We start from the raw sequence: 18437 nt of genomic DNA, 5'->3' as shown, positions 1-18437 counted from the left end.
GCAGGTCGATGCTGGCGATGGTGCCGACCGCGCCCAGCCGCGCCACGGCGCCCGCCAGCCGGTGCGCGGAGATGCCTACACCCATGCCGCCTTGTACGATGGGCAGCAAACGTCGGCCTTTGATGTAGAAGTGGGGCAAGTTGGTCTCCAGCATAAGGCTAGCTCAGAACAACCCTGTATGAAGCGCGTTATGCCGGAGCCATGACGTTCGCATTGATGCTCTGCGGCTAATCAGGTCCCGCCGCCGTGAAATTCCACGCCCGGCTGGTTTTCCGGCAAGTCGGCCACCATCAGGTCGTGTTTTGCTTTTTGCAGATCGTCCAGCTCCGCACCCTGCAACATGGATCTCGCATCGCGCAGGGCGGATTCCAGCAATGCTGCTGCCAGCGCAGCTTCATCCTGACCCAGGGTTCTGGAAAAGGCCTGCAAGTCATAATTCAGCTCCTTCGTTACACGCACCTCCAGAGGCTTTGTGAATACGCGGGGCATGGCGTCCAGCCTGGCGGCTTCGCCAGTATGGGCTTGCAGCTTACGTACCAGGGTGGCGACATGGCTATTCACGGATATGTCGAGCCGGGCCGGGTTCAGTTTGATTTTATTGATGAAGTAGTTTTCGAAGTCCACCTTGGCCAGATGGACCCACTTGCCTTCCTTGAGCCAGTTGATGTTGCGCAACGGGATCTGCGGCTCCGAATGATACACAGCGCCAGATTTGGTCATGTCGGTTAACCACTTGGCACGCAGCGGCGCCGGGCTGGTCAATGCTTCTCCATTGATGGCGGCAGCAATATTGCGCACGGCGGCATCGACTTCGTTCTGTATGGAATAGACGGAATCCGGCGCGCCAATGGGCAGCGGCGTTTTCACTACGGACGGGTGCGCACCGCATACCCCGACTGCAAAGATATTGGGATACGTCGGGTTGCGCAGATACGCGTCGGTCTTGACGAAACCGCGCTCATCGGTAAGGCCGGCACTGTCACGCAGCGCATGGATGCCGCGGAACGCGGCCCAATACACGGCGTAGGCAAAAGGAATTTCGCTCGCGCGGATTTCCTTGCCCTGCTCGTCGCACTCGGCAATATGGACAACGCCTGAATCGATTTTTTGGGTTTTTACGTTGGTGCGGTAGGTGATATTGCGCTCGGCAAGCGCCTGTTCCAGCAAACGGCGCGTGTCACTCTCCGCACCCAGGCCAAGATGCCCGACATAAGGTTCCGGGGTGAGGAGCGTGATCGGCACCTTGTCGCGCAGGTTGCGGCGGCGCAGATCGGCATCCGCCAGAAAAGCGAATTCGTAGACCGGGCCGAGTATGGATGAGTTCTGAACGGCGCCGATCACGAGCGGTCCCGGATTTTTCACGAACTGCTGGTAGTCCGTATAGGCCCTGGCTGCGTCTTCAATATGCACCACGGAGTGCACGGCGCCTTTGGCCGGATCCAGCCCTTCGATTTCATCAAACGCCGCTTCCGGTCCGGTGGCAAGAATCAGATAGTCATAAGCCAGTTTGCTGCCGTCAGCCAATTCCACCTGGTTATTCGCGCCATCCACTTTTTTGAGTGCTTGCGGGATGAAATCGATGCCACGGTCAGCCAGGCAGGGGCCGATAGGGAACGCTATATCCTTTCGGTCACGCCACCCCATGGCGACCCACGGATTGGACGGCACGAAATGAAAGTAATCCTTGTTCGATACCACGGTCACCTTATCCTGCGGACCCAGCCGGTTTTTCATGGCATAAGCGGCAGGCACCCCCGCGATTCCTGCGCCGGCAATCACTACGTGTGTCATGTTGGTCTCCTTTGGTGCGACATATAAAAATGCACTTATTGCACGAGAGGCGTCTGCGCGCCTTCTAACTCCACACCCTGTATATTGGCCTGTCCGACCAGAATTTTCAGATACTGCCTGAGGGCGCGGACCCGGACCTGCTCGGTCAAATACTCGGCAAGCTTCTCACGGATCATTTCGAAGGGCAATGTGCGGCCTTCTGCACGGCGTTCGACGCGAACAATATGCAAGCCGAAACGGCTCTCAACCAGCCTGGGCGCAATTTGCCCTGCCTCAAGACTGAAAATGGCGCGCTCGAATTCCGGCACGGTCTGGCCTTTGGTCAGCTGGCCCAGGCTGCCGCCGACTTCTGCCGAGGTGCAATTGGAGTAGGTGCGAGCCAGCTCTGCAAATTGCTCCGGCTGTGCCAGCGCCTGCTGCAGCACTTCCTGCGCTTTCGCCCGCAATGCGTCCAGCGGGACATTCGGCGTTACCTGGAACAGAATGTGGCTGGCTTCAACCAGATCGCCGGTGCGGAACTGCCCGATATTCTTGCGGTAATAGGTTTCGCACTCTTCATCGGTCGGCACCGGCGAAGTCACTTCCAGTTCGATCAGCCGCTCAATCAGGGCATCCTCGACCAGCGCCTCGGCATCTTCGGCCTGCGACGCTTCCCGCGCGCGCAGTGCATCCTGTTCCGCGGCAAGCTTGTTGCGTGCCGCCTGCAGCAAGACTTCCCGCACCACCAGGGCTTCCACCGCCGCTTTCAGCGGAACAGGGGCGCCGGCATGGTGCGGCAATTCGCGTTCCACCGCGTCATCCGTGATTTCGACATCATTTACGCTGATTCCCACAGTCCTTCTCCTTTCGTGCGTTGCCTGCGGCCCTGCTGGCTGCAGGCAGAATTCATCGATCAACCACGCTGCCTGACTACCTGGTAGCTGCGCGTCAGATAAGCAACCGCTGCGAATCCGCTCCAGACATGGACCAGCCGGCTGAACGGGAACAGCAGGAACAGGGTCATGCCGAAGAATAGGTGGATCTTGAAAATCAGCGGCACCGCCAGCAGGAATTGCGCCGCACCGGAGCGGAACGTTACGATGTGTTGCGCCCAGTTTGCCAGCAGCAGCATGTCGGCCCCATCCAGATGTTGTGCTGAAAACAGGATGGTCGTCAGCCCCAGCAACAGCGTGACGAAGACCCACAGCAGGATGATGATGTCCATCGGCTTGCTGGTGGCGCGGATGCGCGGCTCGGTAAGGCGCCGGTGCAGCAGCAGCGAGATGCCCGCCAGACAGGCCAGCCCCGCGGCACCGCCGGAGATCATCGCCAGAAGCTGCTTGGCCTCGGTGGTCAGTCCCATGGACTCATACAGCCAGTGCGGAGTCAGCAGGCCGACCGCATGCCCGAAGAACAGGAACAGGATGCCGATGTGGAACAAATTGCTGCCCCATCTCAACTGGCTCCGTTTCAATAGCTGGCTGGAGTCGCTTTTCCAGGTGTATTGCTCGCGGTCGAAACGAATCAGGCTGCCCAGAAAAAAGATGGCAAGCGCCACATAGGGGTAAATCCCGAATAACAGATTATTCAAGTAATCCATGACTTGGTCTCCTTAAAGGTAGGTCAGATCGCGCCGCCGCTGGCGGCGGCCGCCTTGCGGGATTCCGGCATGCGCACATAAGCCGTTTGCGGTTTGGGCACCAGCAGCGGATCGGTGCCGTCGGCCGACGGGCCGAACTGGATGATGGTTTCTTCCATCTCGCGCACCGGCACATCGGGCAGGGCTTGCGCCGTCACCGGCGACATGCCTTCCAGTACAGCGAATACGTTGTGGTACGGGCTATGGTTGCCGTTCAGCTTGCGCCCGATCAGCGCCAGCACGTCCACCGCTTCGCCCAGCATGTTCAGTGCGTCCTGATCCGGAAGCTGGGAGAGATATTCCAGAAACAGCGGCACATAGTCCGGCAACTCATCCGCATCCATATCCAGCCCGTGTTTGCGGTATTCCTCAATCAGGTTGACCATAGCCGAACCGCGGTCGCGCGACTCGCCGTGGATATGCTCGAACAGATGCAGAGAATGCGAGGGATTGCGGTCGAACGTGCCCACGTAGGTTTGTTCCGACTCAAGCAGGGTCTGTGCACGCAGCGCCTGGAACAGATCAGCCAGTTGCGCCTGCGCCGCGCCGTTCTGCTCCTTTTCGTCCGCCAGCAATGATTCCATCAGATCCAGTTCGTCCACCCATTCAGCCTGGGGGTAACTCAACAACAACGAAAGCACTTTGAATGTTTTCATGATCAGACCCCTTCCACTATTTTCTTCCGCGATTTCGGCATATCGACGAAGATCATCGAGCCTTTTTTCTTGGTACCGAACAGACTGGTTTCAGATACGCCGTCCGAGCATGCATTGCCAAACGAGAAGCCGCAACTGCCTTTCTCATCGAAGGTGTCGACCACTTCCTCGCGATGGCCGCTCGGGATGACAAACCGGTCTTCGTAATTGGCGATAGCCATGTAGCGATACATTTCCTCGACCTGGCTCTCGGTCAGACCAACCTGTTTGAGCACTGCGGTATTGGCCACGCCCTCAACCGATTTGCCGCGCATGTAGGCACGCATTGCCAGCATGCGATCCAGTGCGGTGACGATGGGCGCTTCCTTGCCGGCGGTGAGCAGATTGGCCAGGTATTTGACCGGTATGCGCAGCGATTTGGTATCCGGGATGATGCCGTTCATGCCCATAGCGCCGCTTTCTGCCGCAGACTGGATCGGCGAGAGTGGCGGCACGTACCAGACCATCGGCAAGGTCCGGTATTCGGGGTGCAGGGGGAACGCGATTTTCCAGTCGATGGCCATTTTATACACCGGCGATTTGCGCGCGGCGTCCAGCCAGGCCTCGGGCACGCCGTCGGCACGCGCCTGCTCGATGACTTTGGGGTCATTCGGGTCGAGGAACAGCTTCAATTGCGCCTCGTACAAATCCTGTTCGTCTGCAACACTTGCGGCTTGCTCGATCTGGTCTGCGTCGTACAGCAGCACGCCCAGATAGCGAATCCGGCCCACGCAGGTTTCCGAGCAAACGGTAGGCTGGCCGGCCTCGATGCGCGGGTAGCAGAAAATGCATTTTTCTGCCTTGCCGGATTTCCAGTTGTAGTAAATTTTCTTGTACGGGCAACCGCTGATGCACATGCGCCAGCCGCGGCATTTGTCCTGGTCCACCAGCACGATGCCGTCTTCTTCGCGCTTGTAGATGGAACCGGAAGGACAGGACGCGACGCAGGTCGGGTTCAGGCAATGCTCGCACAAGCGCGGCAGGTACATCATGAAAGTGTTCTCGAAGGTCGAGTACATTTCCTTCTGCACATCGTCGAAGCACTTGTCGCGACTGCGCGAGGAGAACTCGCCGCCCAGGTCGTCCTCCCAGTTTGGACCCCATTCGATCTTGTCCATTTTCTTGCCGGTGATCACCGACACAGGGCGCGCAGTGGGCGGGGTTTCCGACAGCTTGGCGTTCTGCAGATGTTCGTAATCGTAGGTGAACGGCTCGTAGTAGTCGTCAATCTCGGGCAGGTTCGGGTTGCCGAAGATATTGGCCAGGATGCGCCACTTGGCCCCCTGGCGCGGCTCGATCTTGCCATTGCCGTTGCGCTTCCAGCCGCCGTTCCAGATATCCTGGTTTTCCCACTGTTTCGGATAGCCGATGCCAGGTTTGGTTTCCACGTTGTTGAACCAGACATATTCCATGCCGTCGCGCGAGGTCCACACGTTCTTGCAGGTGACGGAGCAGGTATGGCAGCCGATGCATTTGTCCAGATTAAGGACCATGGCCACTTGGGCACGGATTTTCATTTTGCAGCCTCCTTGTTTTCATCGAGCGGGCCTTCCAGCCAGTCCACTTTTTTCATTTTGCGTACGATCACGTATTCATCCCGGTTGGAGCCGACCGTCCCGTAATAATTGAAACCGTAGGAGAGCTGCGCATAGCCGCCAATCATGTGGGTCGGCTTGGTGACCGTGCGCGTCACGCTGTTATGGATGCCACCGCGATAGCCGCTGGTTTCCGCACCCGGCACATTGATGATTTTTTCCTGTGCGTGATACATCAGCGCCATGCCGCGCGGCACGCGCTGGCTGACCACGGCGCGGGCAGTCAGGGTGCCATTCACGTTGTAGACCTCGATCCAGTCGTTATCGACAATCCCGGCTTCCTTCGCCTCCGGTTCGGAGATCCAGACGTGCGGGCCGCCGCGCGACAGTGTCAGCATGCGCAGGTTGTCCGTATAGGTGCTGTGGATGCCCCATTTCTGGTGCGGCGTGATCCAGTTCAAAACAAGCTGGGTGTTGCCGTTGCCCATCTTGTCGATTACCGGCTTGACGGTCTTGGTGTCGATCGGCGGTTTGTATACGCATAGCCCTTCGCCGAAATCCAGCATCCACTTGTGGTCCTGGTAGAACTGCTGGCGTCCGGTCAGGGTGCGCCAGGGGATGAATTCGTGGACATTGGTGTAGCAGGCGTTGTAACTCACATGCTCCGACTCCAGCCCGCTCCAGGTAGGCGAGGAGATGATCTTGCGCGGCTGTGCCTGCACGTCGCGGAAACGGATCTTGTCGTCTTCGCGCGGGATGGCAAGATGGGTGTGGTCGCGTCCGGTGATTTTGGACAGCGCTTCCCACGCCTTCACCGCCACCTGGCCATTGGTTTCCGGCGCCAGCATCAGGATCATTTCGCACGCATCGATGGCTGAATCGATACGCGGCAAGCCCTTGCTGATGCCTTCTTCCTGTACCGTGTGATTCAGCTCGGCCAGTTGCTGCACTTCGCTTTCGGTGTTCCAGGAAATGCCCTTGCCGCCGTTGCCGACTTTGCTCAGCAGCGGACCCACCGCGGTGAATTTCTTGTAGGTGTCGGCGTAATCGCGCGTCACCACCGTCATGTTGGGCATGGTCTTGCCGGGGATGGCATCGCATTCGCCCTTCTTCCAGTCCTTCACCCCCATCGCCTGCCCGAGTTCGCTCGGGGTATCGTGCATCAGCGGGGTCAGCACCAGATCCTTCCGGGTGCCCAGATGCGTGGCGGCGAGTTCGCTGAACTTTTTCGCGATGGCCTTGTAGATTTCCCAGTCCGACTTGCTTTGCCACAACGGTTGAACGGCTTCGGACAGCGGGTGGATGAAGGGATGCATGTCCGACGTATTCAGGTCGTCCTTCTCGTACCAGGTGGCGGTCGGCAGCACGATATCGGAATACAGGCAGGTGGTGGACATGCGGAAATCCAGCGTCACCAGCAGGTCCAGCTTGCCTTCCGCGCCCTTGTCATGCCACACCACTTCCCTGGGCTTGGCTTCGCCCAGTTCCCCCAGATCCGGACCGAATACTGCATTCTGCGTACCCAGCAGGTACTTCAGGAAGTACTCGTGGCCCTTGCCGCTGGAACCCAGAATGTTGGAGCGCCACACGAACATATTGCGCGGAAAATTCTTGGGATTGTCCGGGTCTTCGCAGGACATTTTCAGCGTGCCGTTCTTGAGTTGCTCCGTTGCGTATTTGACCGGATCAATGCCCGCGGCTTCTGCGGCTTTGACCACATCGATCGGGTTGGTTTGCAACTGGGGTGCAGACGGCAGCCAGCCCATGCGCTCGGACTTTACGTTGAAGTCAATCAGGCGGTAGTCCGCAGCGCTGGCATCGCCGGTGGGCGACAGAATTTCGCTGGTGTCGAGCTTCTCATGCCGCCATTGGCTGGTGTGCGCGTAAAAGAACGATGTGCCGTTCATCTGCCGCGACGGACGGTGCCAGTCCAGCGCAAAGGCCAGCGGCGTCCAGCCGGTTTGCGGGCGCAGTTTTTCCTGCCCCACGTAGTGCGCCCAGCCGCCGCCGGACTGGCCGACGCAACCGCACATCACCAGCATGTTGATGATGCCGCGGTAAATCATGTCCATGTGATACCAGTGATTCAGCCCGGCACCGACGATCACCATAGATTTGCCATGGGTCTTGTCTGCGTTGTCGGCGAATTCGCGCGCCACGGTGATGATGTCGGCGCGTTTCACGCCGGTGTGCTTTTCACCCCAGGCCGGGGTGTACGGCGTCATGTCGTCATAGCTGGTGGCCACATTGCCGCCGCCCAGCCCGCGATCCAGGCCGTAATTGGCGAGCAACAGGTCGTAAACCGTCGCCACCTTGACTTCGCCATCTTGAACACGGATGGTCTTGACCGGCACATTGCGCACCTGCACATCATCGGCGTCGGTGCCGCCAAAATAGGGGAAGCCGATACCGACAACGGCGTCCTTGACATCTATCAGGCTGAGCCTGGATTTGATTTCCTGACCTGATCCGGCATCGCGCATTTCCAGATTCCACATGCCGCTTTGCCCCCAGCGGAAACCGATCGAGCCGTTGGGCGCCACCAGATAACCGGTATTTTCATCGATCACGATGGTTTTCCAGTCGGGATTGTTTTCCTGCCCGAGCTTGCCATCCAGATCGGATGCGCGCAGGAACCGGTCCGGCACCAGCGTGCCGTTATGCTCCTTCAGCATCACCAGCATCGGCATGTCGGTGAACTGGCGGCAATAGCCGTCGAAATACGCGCTTTTTTTGTCCAGATGAAACTCTTTGAGGATGACATGCCCCATGGCCATGGCCAGGGCTGCGTCCGTCCCTTGCTTGGGCGCCAGCCAGATATCGCCGAACTTGACCATCTCGCCATAGTCGCTGGAGACGGCGACGGTTTTGGTGCCCTTGTAACGCACCTCGGTGAAGAAATGCGCATCCGGCGTACGCGTCTGCGGAATGTTGGAACCCCACACCATCAGGTAGGTGGAGTTGTACCAGTCTGCCGACTCGGGCACGTCTGTCTGTTCGCCCCATACCTGTGGCGAAGCCGGCGGCAGATCGCAGTACCAGTCATAAAAGGACAAAGGAACGCCGCCGATCAGGGACAGGTAGCGCGACCCGGCGGCATAGCTCACCATCGACATCGCCGGGATCGGCGAGAACCCGATGATCCGGTCGGGGCCATAGTCCTTGATGGTGGACACGTTGGCCGCGGCGATCATTTCCGTGACTTCATCCCACTTGGCGCGCACGAAACCGCCCTGCCCGCGCACCGATTTGTAGCGCTTTGCGGTTTCCGGATTCTGGCTGATGGACTGCCAGGCTTGCACCGGTTCCATGGTTTTGCGGGCTTCGCGCCACAGCTCCATCAGGCGGCCGCGGATCATCGGGTACTTCACGCGCTGCGCACTATACACATACCAGGAATAGCTGGCACCGCGGGGGCAGCCGCGCGGCTCGTGGTTGGGCAGATCCGGACGGGTACGCGGGTAGTCGGTCTGCTGGGTTTCCCAGGTGATCAGGCCGTTCTTGACGTAGATTTTCCAGCTGCATGAGCCGGTGCAGTTCACCCCGTGGGTGGAGCGCACGATCTTGTCGTGCTGCCAGCGCTGGCGATAACCGTTTTCCCAGGTCCGGTCTTCCTGGGTCACGACACCGTGATCGCCGGAGAAGTTTGCAACGTTCTTCTTGAAGAAACTCAACCTATCGATGAAATGGCTCATTTATTTGCTCCTAATGTTATATCCGGCAGCCATACCCTTGACTCAGCAAGGGACGGGCGCATTTTTGCGTGAGTAATGCCACCAGGTGACGGCGATGCAGCTCAGGTAGAAACCGATGAATGTATACAACGCGGCCTCCGGTCCACCGGTCAGCGCGATGGAGGTGCCGAAACTCTTCGGAATAAAGAACGCACCGTAGGCCGCGATGGCGGAGCTGAACCCCAACACCGCTGCCGAACGCATGCCGGACTCCTTCACCGCTACCGACTCGACGGCATCCTCACCGTGGATCTCGGCTTCGCGCAGATACATGCTCAGGCAGATCGCCGGAATCATGCGGAAGGTCGAACCATTGCCGATACCGGTGCTGAGAAACAGCACCATGAACATCGCCAGGAAACCCCAGAACGCGCCAGGCTGGGTGCGTATGCCGAGGAAGTAGAGCACCCCCACCACGGCCGCAGCCATGACCACGAATGTCCAGAAGGTCACACGCGCGCCACCCAGCTTGTCCGATATCCATCCGCCCAGGGGACGGAACAAGGCACCGACCAGAGGGCCCAGGAAAGCGTATTGGGTCGGGTCCACATCAGGGAACTGCAGCTTGGTCAGTAGCGGTAGCCCGGCGGAAAAGCCGATGAAAGATCCGAACGTGCCGACATACAGCCAGCTCATCAACCACATGTGCTTGCGTTTGAAAATAACCGCCTGATCGCGAAACGAAGCGCGCGCCGTCGCCAGATCGTTCATGCCGAACCAGGCAGCGAGTGCGGAGACGATAATGAACGGCACCCAGATGAAGCCGGCGTTCTGTATCCACATGGTCTTGGTGACATCACCCTTGATCCAGGTTTGCGGTTCACCGCCGAAGACACCGAACACGCCAGCCGTAATCACCAGTGGTACGACGAACTGCACCACACTCACTCCAAGGTTGCCGAGGCCGGCATTCAAGCCCAACGCCATGCCTTTCTGGCTTTTCGGGAAGAAAAAACTGATATTGGACATGCTCGACGCGAAGTTGCCGCCCCCGAATCCGGCCAGCAGCGCCAGGATCAAAAATACCGAGTACGGCGTGTGCGGATCCTGCACCGCGAAGCCCATCCACAGAGCAGGGATGAGTAGCGATGCAGTACTGATGGCAGTCCACCGGCGCCCGCCGAAAATCGGTACCATGAACGAGTAGAAAACCCTCAGCGTAGCGCCGGAAAGACCGGGTAACGCCGCCAGCCAGAACAGCTGGTTCTCGTCGAACTTGAACCCGATATTGGGCAGGTTCACCACCGCCACGCTCCACACCATCCACACGGCAAATGCGAGCAGCAACGCGGGGATCGATATCCACAAATTGCGCGTGGCGACTGCTTTCCCTTCCTTCTCCCAGAAGGCTTTATCTTCTGGTTCCCATTTAGTCAGTATGTGCGATGACATTTTTAACTCCTTAATAATTTGGAAAGTTTTTCTTATTCAAGCGAATCCTGTGTGATTCGCTTTCTTTCACGCACAGCGTACAAGGGGCGGACTTCGGAAAAGTACATCCACATCAGCGAAACCCATACCACGCCAAACAACATCATGAATGCAGAAGAACGGATGCCGGTCAGGTCCACCAGCGCGCCAAACACGATCGGCAGGATGAAGCCCCCCAGCCCACCGACCAGCCCGACGATGCCGGAAATCACGCCAATGTTGTGTGGATAATCGTCGGAAATGTACTTGAACACCGATGCTTTACCGAACGCCCAAGCCACACCCATCACGAACAACAGTATCGTGAACACCGTTGGGTTCAAACCGATGTGGAATGTTTTGGCTCCCCCAACCGTCAGGATGGTGAATTGCGTTTGCGGATAAGAAAGAAAGAACAACGCCACCAGTGACACCCACAGTACCCACCAAGTGACCGTATGCGCACCAAACTTGTCGGAAAGATAACCCCCGAAGGCGCGTAATACCCCCCCAGGCAGGGAAAAAGCGGCCGCCAGTAGCGCTGCAATCTTGATATCGAAACCGTATTCGGAAACGTAGTATTTAGTCATCCACAGGGCCAAGGCCACATAGCCGCCGAACACGATGGAGTAGTATTGGCAGTACCGCCACACACGCGGATCCTTCAGCGCGCGTAACTGCTCGCGCACGGTGACAGTGGTACTGACTTTATGAGAGGGGTCAGAATAGGTAAACATCCAGAAAGCGAGCGCGGTGATCAGCATGGCCACCGCATAAACCTGCGGCACCATCTGCCAGCCAAAAGCTACCAATATCGCCGGCGCAACGAACTTGGTCAGCGCAGCCCCGGAGTTCCCTGCACCAAAAATACCCATCGCGAAACCTTGCTGCCGTTTCGGGAACCATCGGGCGCAGTAGGCAATACCAACCGAAAACGAGCCGCCTGCCATACCCACGAACAAGCCTGCCACCAGAAAATGCCAGAACTCCGTCGCCATGGAAATCAGATAGATTGGCAACACGGTAGATAGCATCAACAGGAAAAACACAATGCGCCCACCGAATTTATCCGTCCACATTCCGAGCGGTAACCGAATTAGCGATCCGGTCAAAACCGGCGTTGCAATGAGAAGACCGAACTCGGTTTCGTTCAAGCTCAGCATTTTCTTGATGGGGATGCCGATCACGGCAAACATCATCCACACAGCGAAGCACACCGTAAACGCTACCGTGCTCATGGTTACGACTGAAATTTGTTGTTTGCTTAATGCCATTTTTTATCCTTCGCCCAGTTTCAGATATCCATGATCCGAATTTCACTTGGATTGAAGTGTATAGCTCGGAAAACGAAGATACGAGGGAGGTAATAGCTGACTAACTTGGTAGGAATACCACCTAAGTGGCATGGTGGTATGGGATTAACCTATTGGTATACTGTGAATTTCATATTCAGCGTTAATGATTCCAACATTGAAATATTCCTTGGTGGTACTTCCTCTGCTTTTAAATTTAGTTGCTCATCGAGAGCCTCGCCACAAAGCAAATTGACATGAAAATCTTCCACACGCTGTTTGAACGCTCTTTGTTGTTGCGCCTTGGTATAGCCATGGCCGCCATCGCCCTGCTAACCGTACTGGGAATGGCAAGCTCCATCATCGTTGCAGAAACGATGCAGGGCGGCGGCGCGGCCATCGACCTGGCCGGCTCCCTGCGCATGCAAAGCCATCGCATCGTGAATCTGGTACTGCTGGCGCAGGAACGGCAAAATCCTGACGATAAACGCGTGGCGCAGGCTGCACTGCAACACTTCAACTTGACCCTGCGCGATGGCCGCCTGTTGAGCGCGCTACCGACCGATCCTGGCAGCGCTTCCCAGATTCACTACCGGGCACTGGTCAATGACTGGCAACAACACCTTCAGCCTGCCATGCTCGCAGCCCTGGAAGGCACAGGGCGCGGTGGAACGACGGCTGGCCGCACCTATGCTGGAGACGCTGCGCTGTTGGGGGAAATCGATGGCTTTGTGGAACGTGTCGACCAGTTCGTAAAGCAGCTGAGCCAGAACATGGATGCCAAGGTCACCCTGCAACGCACCATTCTCGGCGTCTCCCTGTTTTTCACGATTGTGGTCATCTTCGTCAGCATGTACATGCTGCATACCGAGGTGCTCGTTCCGCTGCTGGATCTTCTCAATTACGCCGAGCGGATTGGGCATGGTCAATTCGACATCCGCACCCAGCATACCGGTCCGGACGAATTGGGCCGCCTGGGTCGTGCATTCAATGGAATGGCTGCGGAATTGTCCAAGCTGTACCGAAATCTTGAAATCCGCGTCGCGGAAAAAACCGCAGAATTGAGCCGCAGCAACCAGTCCCTGGAATTGCTGTACCACTCCATCGCACGACTGTATAACGGGCCGGTCGCACGCGATACCTACGCGATCCTGTTGAAGGATATTGAAAGCGTGCTGGACATCGGGCACGGTTCGGCATGTCTGGTGGAGGGGGAAAGAGACCGGGCCTCCCTGCTTGCCTCCACGTTCGTCGCCGAGGCAGGCGACGTCGATCTTTGCCATGTATCCAATTGCGCCGAATGTCTGGGCGGCGCTGTCATGCATCAACGCCTCGCTGGCGACAGCCAGCATACAATACTGGCCTTACCCCTTATGGACGCCGAACGGCAACACGGCGTATTGCAGCTGGAGATCCAGAAAGGGCGCACGCTTGAAGCCTGGCAAATGCAGCTGCTCGAGGCCTTGTGCCGGCATATCGGCACGGCCATCGGCACGGCGCGCAAGAGCGAGCAAAGCCGGCGCGTTTCCCTGCTCGAAGAGCGAGCCGTCATCGCACGCGAACTGCATGATTCGCTGGCCCAGTCGCTCTCCTTCATGAAAATCCAGGTGAGCCGCCTGCAGTCCGTGCTCGGTACGCCGCCGCCTGCGGAGGCGGGAAAAATACTTTCCGAGCTACGCCAGGGTCTCAACAGTGCCTACCGCGAACTCAGGGAGCTGCTTACTACCTTCCGCCTGAAAATCGAAGGCACCGGGCTGTCGTCCGCGCTGCAGGATACGGTTACCGAATTTTCCGGTCGCGGCGGCATTCAGATTCAGCTCGACGTCCATCTTGCCGGGTGCCGCCTGTCGGCCAACGAGGAAATCCACGTGCTGCAGATCATTCGGGAAGCCCTGTCCAATGTCGTGCATCACGCCCGGGCCCGACAAGTCAAAGCATTGGTGAGCTTTGACAGCGACGGCATCTTGTCGGCCACGGTGGAAGACGACGGCATCGGCTTCAATGGCTCTCCGGACATGCACCATTACGGCATGGCCATCATGCAGGAACGCGCGCGCAGCCTGGGAGGAAAACTGGAAACGGAAAACCGTGCTACAGGGGGAACGCGCGTGTCGCTGAGCTTCAAACCGGCCACCTGCAACGAACCGGCACCAGTACAACTGCACGGGTTCGCAACATGAACGCCATCACAAATTTCTCGGTATTGATCATCGACGATCACCCCTTGTTTCGCAAAGGCGTGATCCAGCTCATCGGCATGGCCGAGGAATTCCGCGTCATCGGCGAGGCATCAAGCGGCAAGGAAGGTATCGAACAAGCCCACGCCCTGCAGCCGGACTTGATATTGCTCGACCTCAACCTGAAGGACATGAGCGGCATCGAGGTGTTGAAGGCGCTGAAAACCAAAGACGCCGACTGGCGCGTCATCATGCTCACCGTGTCGGACCATTCGGACGATCTGATCGCCGCGTTGCGCGCCGGTGCCGACGGCTACCTGTTGAAGGACATGGAACCGGAAGACCTGCTGGCCAGTATCCGTACCGGTGCCCAGGGGCGCATGACCCTGACCGATGGCCTGGCGGGCATGCTGGCCCATGCCTTGCGGCAAGAGGCGCGTCCCAACACGCCGCTGGAAGCCGGGCTTACCGAGCAGGAAACCAATATTCTGGAACAGGTCGCTACCGGCAAGAGCAACAAACTGATTGCACGGGAACTCGGCATCACGGAAGGTACGGTCAAGGTCCACATCAAGCACATGCTGAAAAAGCTCAATCTGCGCTCACGCGTTGAAGCCGCCGTGTGGGCCGTCGAAAGAGCGGGACGCAGCTGAGTGGGGAAAGTACTCGCGTCAGACCGCCCAGGCTCGGAAGCACCCGTTGCAGCGCACTTCGATCGCGCTAAATCACCCCGTTAATCCCGATAGCAATGAACCCCGAAGACTTGCAACGCCTGGTCACGCTCGCCATGCCCTACGGCAAGTACAAAGGCCGCCTGATTGCCGATCTGCCCGGGCAGTACCTTAACTGGTTTGCCCGGGTGGGCTTTCCGCCCGGCGAAATTGGCCGTCTGTTGGCGTTGATGCAGGAACTGGATCACAACGGTTTATCCGCGCTGCTTGACCCCTTGCGAAAGCGCTAAGGCAATCACTGCGGCGGTTTCACTGTTCCGCAATCCGCACTCATCCAGCGGCCGCTGATATCGGCGTGCTCCTTGACCGGGGCGCCTTGTGCAACGCCTTCGAATTCGGTTCGTCCGGTAAAGTTCTCCGGGTTCGCAAAAACGGCTTGCGCGGTTCCATTCCCGCTCACTCTGGGATTCGCACAAACGAAGTCCCAGGTGTATTTATTTCCGGCATGAGTGGGGTTCTGGGCAGTGCATCCGGATTTATTTTGATAAAAGCTGGGCGGGATTTTTTGGTCGGCCATTTTCCGGGTCACGCAAACATTGGACGTGGCCGCGCCATTCTGTATTGGTGGTATATCTACGCCGTGCTGCTTGGCCAGATTCATTAACATCTGCATTTGATCGGGCGGAATCTGTGACGCCAGCTTCAACAGGTCTGAGGTCGTGGTAATTTCCCATAATCCGGGGCGCATGTCGTTTTCTGCCGAGTAGGCGGCGGATACCGGCAATGCGGATACGAGAACCAGGGCAAGAAGGGTTTTGTGCATTGAGTCTCCTGTATGCAATGAATTGACACAACTTTCAGAGAGCGTATCGCCCGGCAAGTTCAGAATATCGCAGATTCGACTTATGGTTACTCATGACCGTGTCAAGATGGGCTCTCTGTGACCAATTATTTTTTCAGGTTAGATTTTTCCAAACTAAAACACCATGAAAAACGCTCTTGATACCGTACTGGCCTACCACCAGCGCACCAAACATCATTTCCAGCATTATGCCGCCGGGCCGGGCGGGCTGGACTGGAAAAACCAGCCCAATCCTTTTCGCAGTTTTACGGGCAGTCCGCAGCTGGCGCTGCCTTTGCTGACTGCAGCGTCATATCCAGCGTACGCCGACCTATACACGCCGGGGAAGATCGCGCCGCAAGCTCTGACGCTGAACAGCATCGCCGCCCTGTTTGAGCTTGCTTTCGGCCTCTCCGCCTGGAAACAATACGATGACACGCGCTGGGCGCTGCGCTGCAACCCGTCCAGCGGCAATCTGCACCCGACCGAGGCGTATCTGGTGAGTGCGGGCTGCGAGGGGATCGAGGACGGCGTGCATCACTATGTGAGCCGCGACCATCTGCTCGAGCAGCGCTGCCGCTTCGATACGGCAAGCAACCGTAGTGAGCGAATTTTGCCACCCGATTCTTTTCTGCTGGGGCTGTCTTCGATCCACTGGCGCGAAGCCTGGAAATACGGCGAGCGCGCGTTTCGCTATTGTCAGCATGACGTCGGCCACGCGATCGCTGCCGCGCGCTATGCCGCCGCGACGCTGGGCTGGCATGTACAGGTGCTGAGCATATGGGGCGACGCGGAGATCGGCGCGATCCTCGGCGTAGATCGCGATCAGGATTTTGATGCTGCCGAGCATGAATCGCCGGATGCGATTTTGCTGGTGACGGCGTCTGCGCCGGGTTGCGCCGCCGTCGAACCCGACGCCGCCACGCTGGTGAATGCTGCCCGACGCGGCCAATGGCAAGGGCACGCCAATGTGCTGGCTGCACACCATTCGCACCAATGGCCGGTGATTGACGAGGTGGCGCTTGCCAGCGCGAAACCCGAAACGCTGGAAGCCGCCTGGCAGGCACCCGGGCTGCCCGAGCCGGTGACTGGCGGCTGTGGTCGCACTGCCGTCGAAATCATCCGCCAGCGGCGCAGCGCGCAAGCCTTCGACGGTGTCTCAACGTTACCTGCCAAGGCTTTCTACCGCATGCTGGACCTGACCTTGCCGCGCCAGGCGGTGCCGCCCTGGGACGCCACCGCCTGGGCGCCGCGCGTGCATTTGTTGCTGTTCGTGCATCGCGTCGACGATGTTGCACCGGGGCTGTATCTTTTGCTGCGTAATGAGGGGATAGAAGCGAAGTTGCGCGCAGAATTGAACCCCGAATTCGAGTGGCTGCAAACACCCGGCTGTCCGGCGCATTTCTCGCTGTTCCGATTGGTTGCAGCCGATGCCAAAAATGCGGCGCGCGCCTTGTCTTGCCACCAGGATATCGCCGCCGATGGCGCATTCAGCGTAGCCATGCTGGCCGAATATGACACCCCACTGACTGCAACGCCATGGGTCTATCGCCAGCTATTCTGGGAAGCCGGGATACTGGGGCAGGTGCTCTACCTGGAGGCTGAAGCGGCGGGTGTGCGCGGCACCGGAATCGGCTGTTACTTTGACGATGCGGTGCACGACCTGCTCGGCATCAAGGATGCTTTTATCCAGAGCATGTACCACTTTACCGTTGGGACGGCGCTTGAAGATACCCGCCTGCAGACGCTGCCGGCTTATGCGCATCTGGTTCGGGGTGGCGTGTAAGTGGGCTGGACGATGGCTGAAGACTGACCATCGTCGCGCCGCACGTTATCAGGAGGGATTTTCAGTCACGGCCGGCGTCAGAATCAACTGACCATCCTTGACCGGGATACGCTGGCCCGGATCATGGTCCATGCGCACCACGCCCTGTTTCTCGCCCAGATGATAGGTCACGTTGTAGCCCAGTACCTTCTTGTGGTTGCTGTACTCGGTCCGGCAGCGCGTTTCCATGACCGTCTGCTGGTCGGACTCCTGCATGTTTTTCTGCACGCGATTACCCGCGTAGCCGCCCGCAGCCGCCCCTGCTACGGTTGCCAGGGTCTTGCCGTTGCCGCCACCGACCTGGTTGCCTAGCACTCCGCCCAGCACCGCGCCGACAGCCGTTCCGGCAATGCGATTCTCATCCCGCACCGGCGCCCGGCGGGTGACGGGCTCTTCCCGGCAATCCTTGTGCGCCGTGCGGATGTCTTTGGTAATCGGCTGCACGTTGACGACATCCGCGTAGGTGGGTTGGGGATGCAGTGCCTTGTAACCCGCAACGCCGCCAATCGCGGTGACCGCTGCGGCGCCAGCTACTACACCAATCAGCATAGATTTATTCATCATGTCGTTCTCCTCTTTCGTGCCAATGAGGGCTTATCGTATCAGCATTAAACCATGCAGGCCTGTTTCAAATCGTTTCAAAGTTTTACACATTTTCCATACCTGGAATTCTTCCGTCTTGCGCTTCAGCAGGTAATTTCAGTACCCAAACACCCTTGCACCCTAGTAGTGCGGAGTAGGCTGAAAGCGCACTCTAATTTGGCGCTTCGCCTGGATAGAAGAACGTCGATGGGGAAACCCCATTGATTCGTAAGTATAAATATTCTGGCATGGCGATTGCTCAAAGC

At 58.1% G+C, this 18437-nt stretch carries 14 protein-coding genes and 1 pseudogene; 4 read left to right on the top strand and 11 right to left on the bottom strand.

Features of this window, described 5'->3' with window-relative positions:
* From EI185_RS03860 to EI185_RS03820, 9 genes and pseudogenes are all read right to left on the bottom strand, one after another.
* Positions 1–154, bottom strand: a pseudogene (locus tag EI185_RS03860) (nitronate monooxygenase); the annotation flags it as partial.
* Positions 155–231: 77 nt separating this feature from the next.
* Positions 232–1791, bottom strand: coding sequence for an NAD(P)/FAD-dependent oxidoreductase (locus EI185_RS03855; protein ID WP_124703794.1), 1560 nt, complete (start codon positions 1789–1791; stop codon positions 232–234).
* 35 nt (positions 1792–1826) lie between these two features.
* On the bottom strand, positions 1827–2624 hold the full coding sequence (locus EI185_RS03850) for a peptidylprolyl isomerase (protein ID WP_124703793.1): 798 nt from the start codon (positions 2622–2624) through the stop codon (positions 1827–1829).
* A 59-nt stretch (positions 2625–2683) separates the two neighbouring features.
* Complete coding sequence (gene narI / locus EI185_RS03845; RefSeq protein WP_124703792.1) at positions 2684–3370, bottom strand: respiratory nitrate reductase subunit gamma; 687 nt, start codon at positions 3368–3370, stop codon at positions 2684–2686.
* Positions 3371–3393: 23 nt separating this feature from the next.
* Positions 3394–4065, bottom strand: coding sequence for a nitrate reductase molybdenum cofactor assembly chaperone (gene narJ, locus EI185_RS03840; RefSeq protein WP_124703791.1), 672 nt, complete (start codon positions 4063–4065; stop codon positions 3394–3396).
* Between the two features lie 2 nt (positions 4066–4067).
* A complete protein-coding gene (narH, locus tag EI185_RS03835; protein ID WP_124703790.1) occupies positions 4068–5621 on the bottom strand; it encodes a nitrate reductase subunit beta in 1554 nt (517 codons plus the stop codon).
* Positions 5618–9334, bottom strand: a complete 3717-nt coding sequence (locus EI185_RS03830; RefSeq protein WP_124703789.1) for a nitrate reductase subunit alpha — start codon at positions 9332–9334, stop codon at positions 5618–5620. The genes narH and EI185_RS03830 overlap by 4 nt, the downstream gene beginning before the upstream one ends.
* Positions 9335–9376: 42 nt before the next feature.
* Entirely contained in the window at positions 9377–10765 is a 1389-nt protein-coding gene (locus EI185_RS03825) for a NarK family nitrate/nitrite MFS transporter (protein WP_124703788.1), read from the bottom strand.
* Positions 10766–10797: 32 nt separating this feature from the next.
* Positions 10798–12057 carry an MFS transporter gene (locus tag EI185_RS03820; RefSeq protein ID WP_124703787.1) on the bottom strand — a complete coding sequence of 420 codons (1260 nt, stop codon included), beginning with the start codon at positions 12055–12057 and terminating at the stop codon, positions 10798–10800.
* Positions 12058–12332: 275 nt separating this feature from the next.
* On the opposite strand from EI185_RS03820, the gene EI185_RS03815 reads away from it, so the two are divergent.
* From EI185_RS03815 to EI185_RS03805, 3 genes are all read left to right on the top strand, one after another.
* A complete protein-coding gene (locus tag EI185_RS03815) occupies positions 12333–14255 on the top strand; it encodes a histidine kinase (RefSeq protein ID WP_124703786.1) in 1923 nt (640 codons plus the stop codon).
* Positions 14252–14905 carry a two-component system response regulator NarL gene (gene narL / locus EI185_RS03810; protein ID WP_124703785.1) on the top strand — a complete coding sequence of 218 codons (654 nt, stop codon included), beginning with the start codon at positions 14252–14254 and terminating at the stop codon, positions 14903–14905. Before EI185_RS03815 ends, narL begins: the two co-directional genes overlap by 4 nt.
* Positions 14906–15000: 95 nt before the next feature.
* On the top strand, positions 15001–15213 hold the full coding sequence (locus tag EI185_RS03805; RefSeq protein WP_124703784.1) for a DUF3820 family protein: 213 nt from the start codon (positions 15001–15003) through the stop codon (positions 15211–15213).
* A 5-nt stretch (positions 15214–15218) separates the two neighbouring features.
* Here EI185_RS03805 and EI185_RS03800 read toward each other — a convergent pair whose 3' ends face one another.
* Entirely contained in the window at positions 15219–15746 is a 528-nt protein-coding gene (locus EI185_RS03800) for a DUF3617 domain-containing protein (RefSeq protein ID WP_124703783.1), read from the bottom strand.
* 163 nt (positions 15747–15909) lie between these two features.
* Here EI185_RS03800 and EI185_RS03795 point away from each other — a divergent pair, with 163 nt between their 5' ends.
* Positions 15910–17550, top strand: a complete 1641-nt coding sequence (locus tag EI185_RS03795; protein WP_124703782.1) for a nitroreductase family protein — start codon at positions 15910–15912, stop codon at positions 17548–17550.
* Between the two features lie 48 nt (positions 17551–17598).
* Here the strand turns inward: EI185_RS03795 and EI185_RS03790 are convergent, their stop codons facing one another.
* Positions 17599–18153: a glycine zipper 2TM domain-containing protein gene (locus EI185_RS03790; protein WP_223247651.1), complete on the bottom strand. Its 555-nt coding sequence runs from the start codon at positions 18151–18153 to the stop codon at positions 17599–17601.
* Positions 18154–18437: the final 284 nt, after the last annotated feature.

Origin of the sequence: Sulfuriferula multivorans (genome assembly GCF_003851125.1) — a bacterium.
In the GTDB taxonomy this organism is placed as follows: domain Bacteria; phylum Pseudomonadota; class Gammaproteobacteria; order Burkholderiales; family Sulfuriferulaceae; genus Sulfuriferula; species Sulfuriferula multivorans.
Note: the sequence above shows the minus strand (reverse complement) of the source record. Positions and strands in the feature narration are given on the sequence as shown.

Excerpts from the sequence above, each read along its gene's own strand:
- EI185_RS03855 (WP_124703794.1), bottom strand. The coding sequence starts at position 1,791 with ATGACACACGTAGTGATTGCCGGCGCAGGAATCGCGGGGGTGCCTGCC.
- narI (WP_124703792.1), bottom strand. The coding sequence starts at position 3,370 with ATGGATTACTTGAATAATCTGTTATTCGGGATTTACCCCTATGTGGCG.
- narJ (WP_124703791.1), bottom strand. The coding sequence starts at position 4,065 with ATGAAAACATTCAAAGTGCTTTCGTTGTTGTTGAGTTACCCCCAGGCT.
- narH (WP_124703790.1), bottom strand. The coding sequence starts at position 5,621 with ATGAAAATCCGTGCCCAAGTGGCCATGGTCCTTAATCTGGACAAATGC.
- EI185_RS03830 (WP_124703789.1), bottom strand. The coding sequence starts at position 9,334 with ATGAGCCATTTCATCGATAGGTTGAGTTTCTTCAAGAAGAACGTTGCA.
- EI185_RS03825 (WP_124703788.1), bottom strand. The coding sequence starts at position 10,765 with ATGTCATCGCACATACTGACTAAATGGGAACCAGAAGATAAAGCCTTC.
- EI185_RS03820 (WP_124703787.1), bottom strand. The coding sequence starts at position 12,057 with ATGGCATTAAGCAAACAACAAATTTCAGTCGTAACCATGAGCACGGTA.
- EI185_RS03815 (WP_124703786.1), top strand. The coding sequence starts at position 12,333 with ATGAAAATCTTCCACACGCTGTTTGAACGCTCTTTGTTGTTGCGCCTT.
- narL (WP_124703785.1), top strand. The coding sequence starts at position 14,252 with ATGAACGCCATCACAAATTTCTCGGTATTGATCATCGACGATCACCCC.
- EI185_RS03805 (WP_124703784.1), top strand. The coding sequence starts at position 15,001 with ATGAACCCCGAAGACTTGCAACGCCTGGTCACGCTCGCCATGCCCTAC.
- EI185_RS03800 (WP_124703783.1), bottom strand. The coding sequence starts at position 15,746 with ATGCACAAAACCCTTCTTGCCCTGGTTCTCGTATCCGCATTGCCGGTA.
- EI185_RS03795 (WP_124703782.1), top strand. The coding sequence starts at position 15,910 with ATGAAAAACGCTCTTGATACCGTACTGGCCTACCACCAGCGCACCAAA.
- EI185_RS03790 (WP_223247651.1), bottom strand. The coding sequence starts at position 18,153 with ATGATGAATAAATCTATGCTGATTGGTGTAGTAGCTGGCGCCGCAGCG.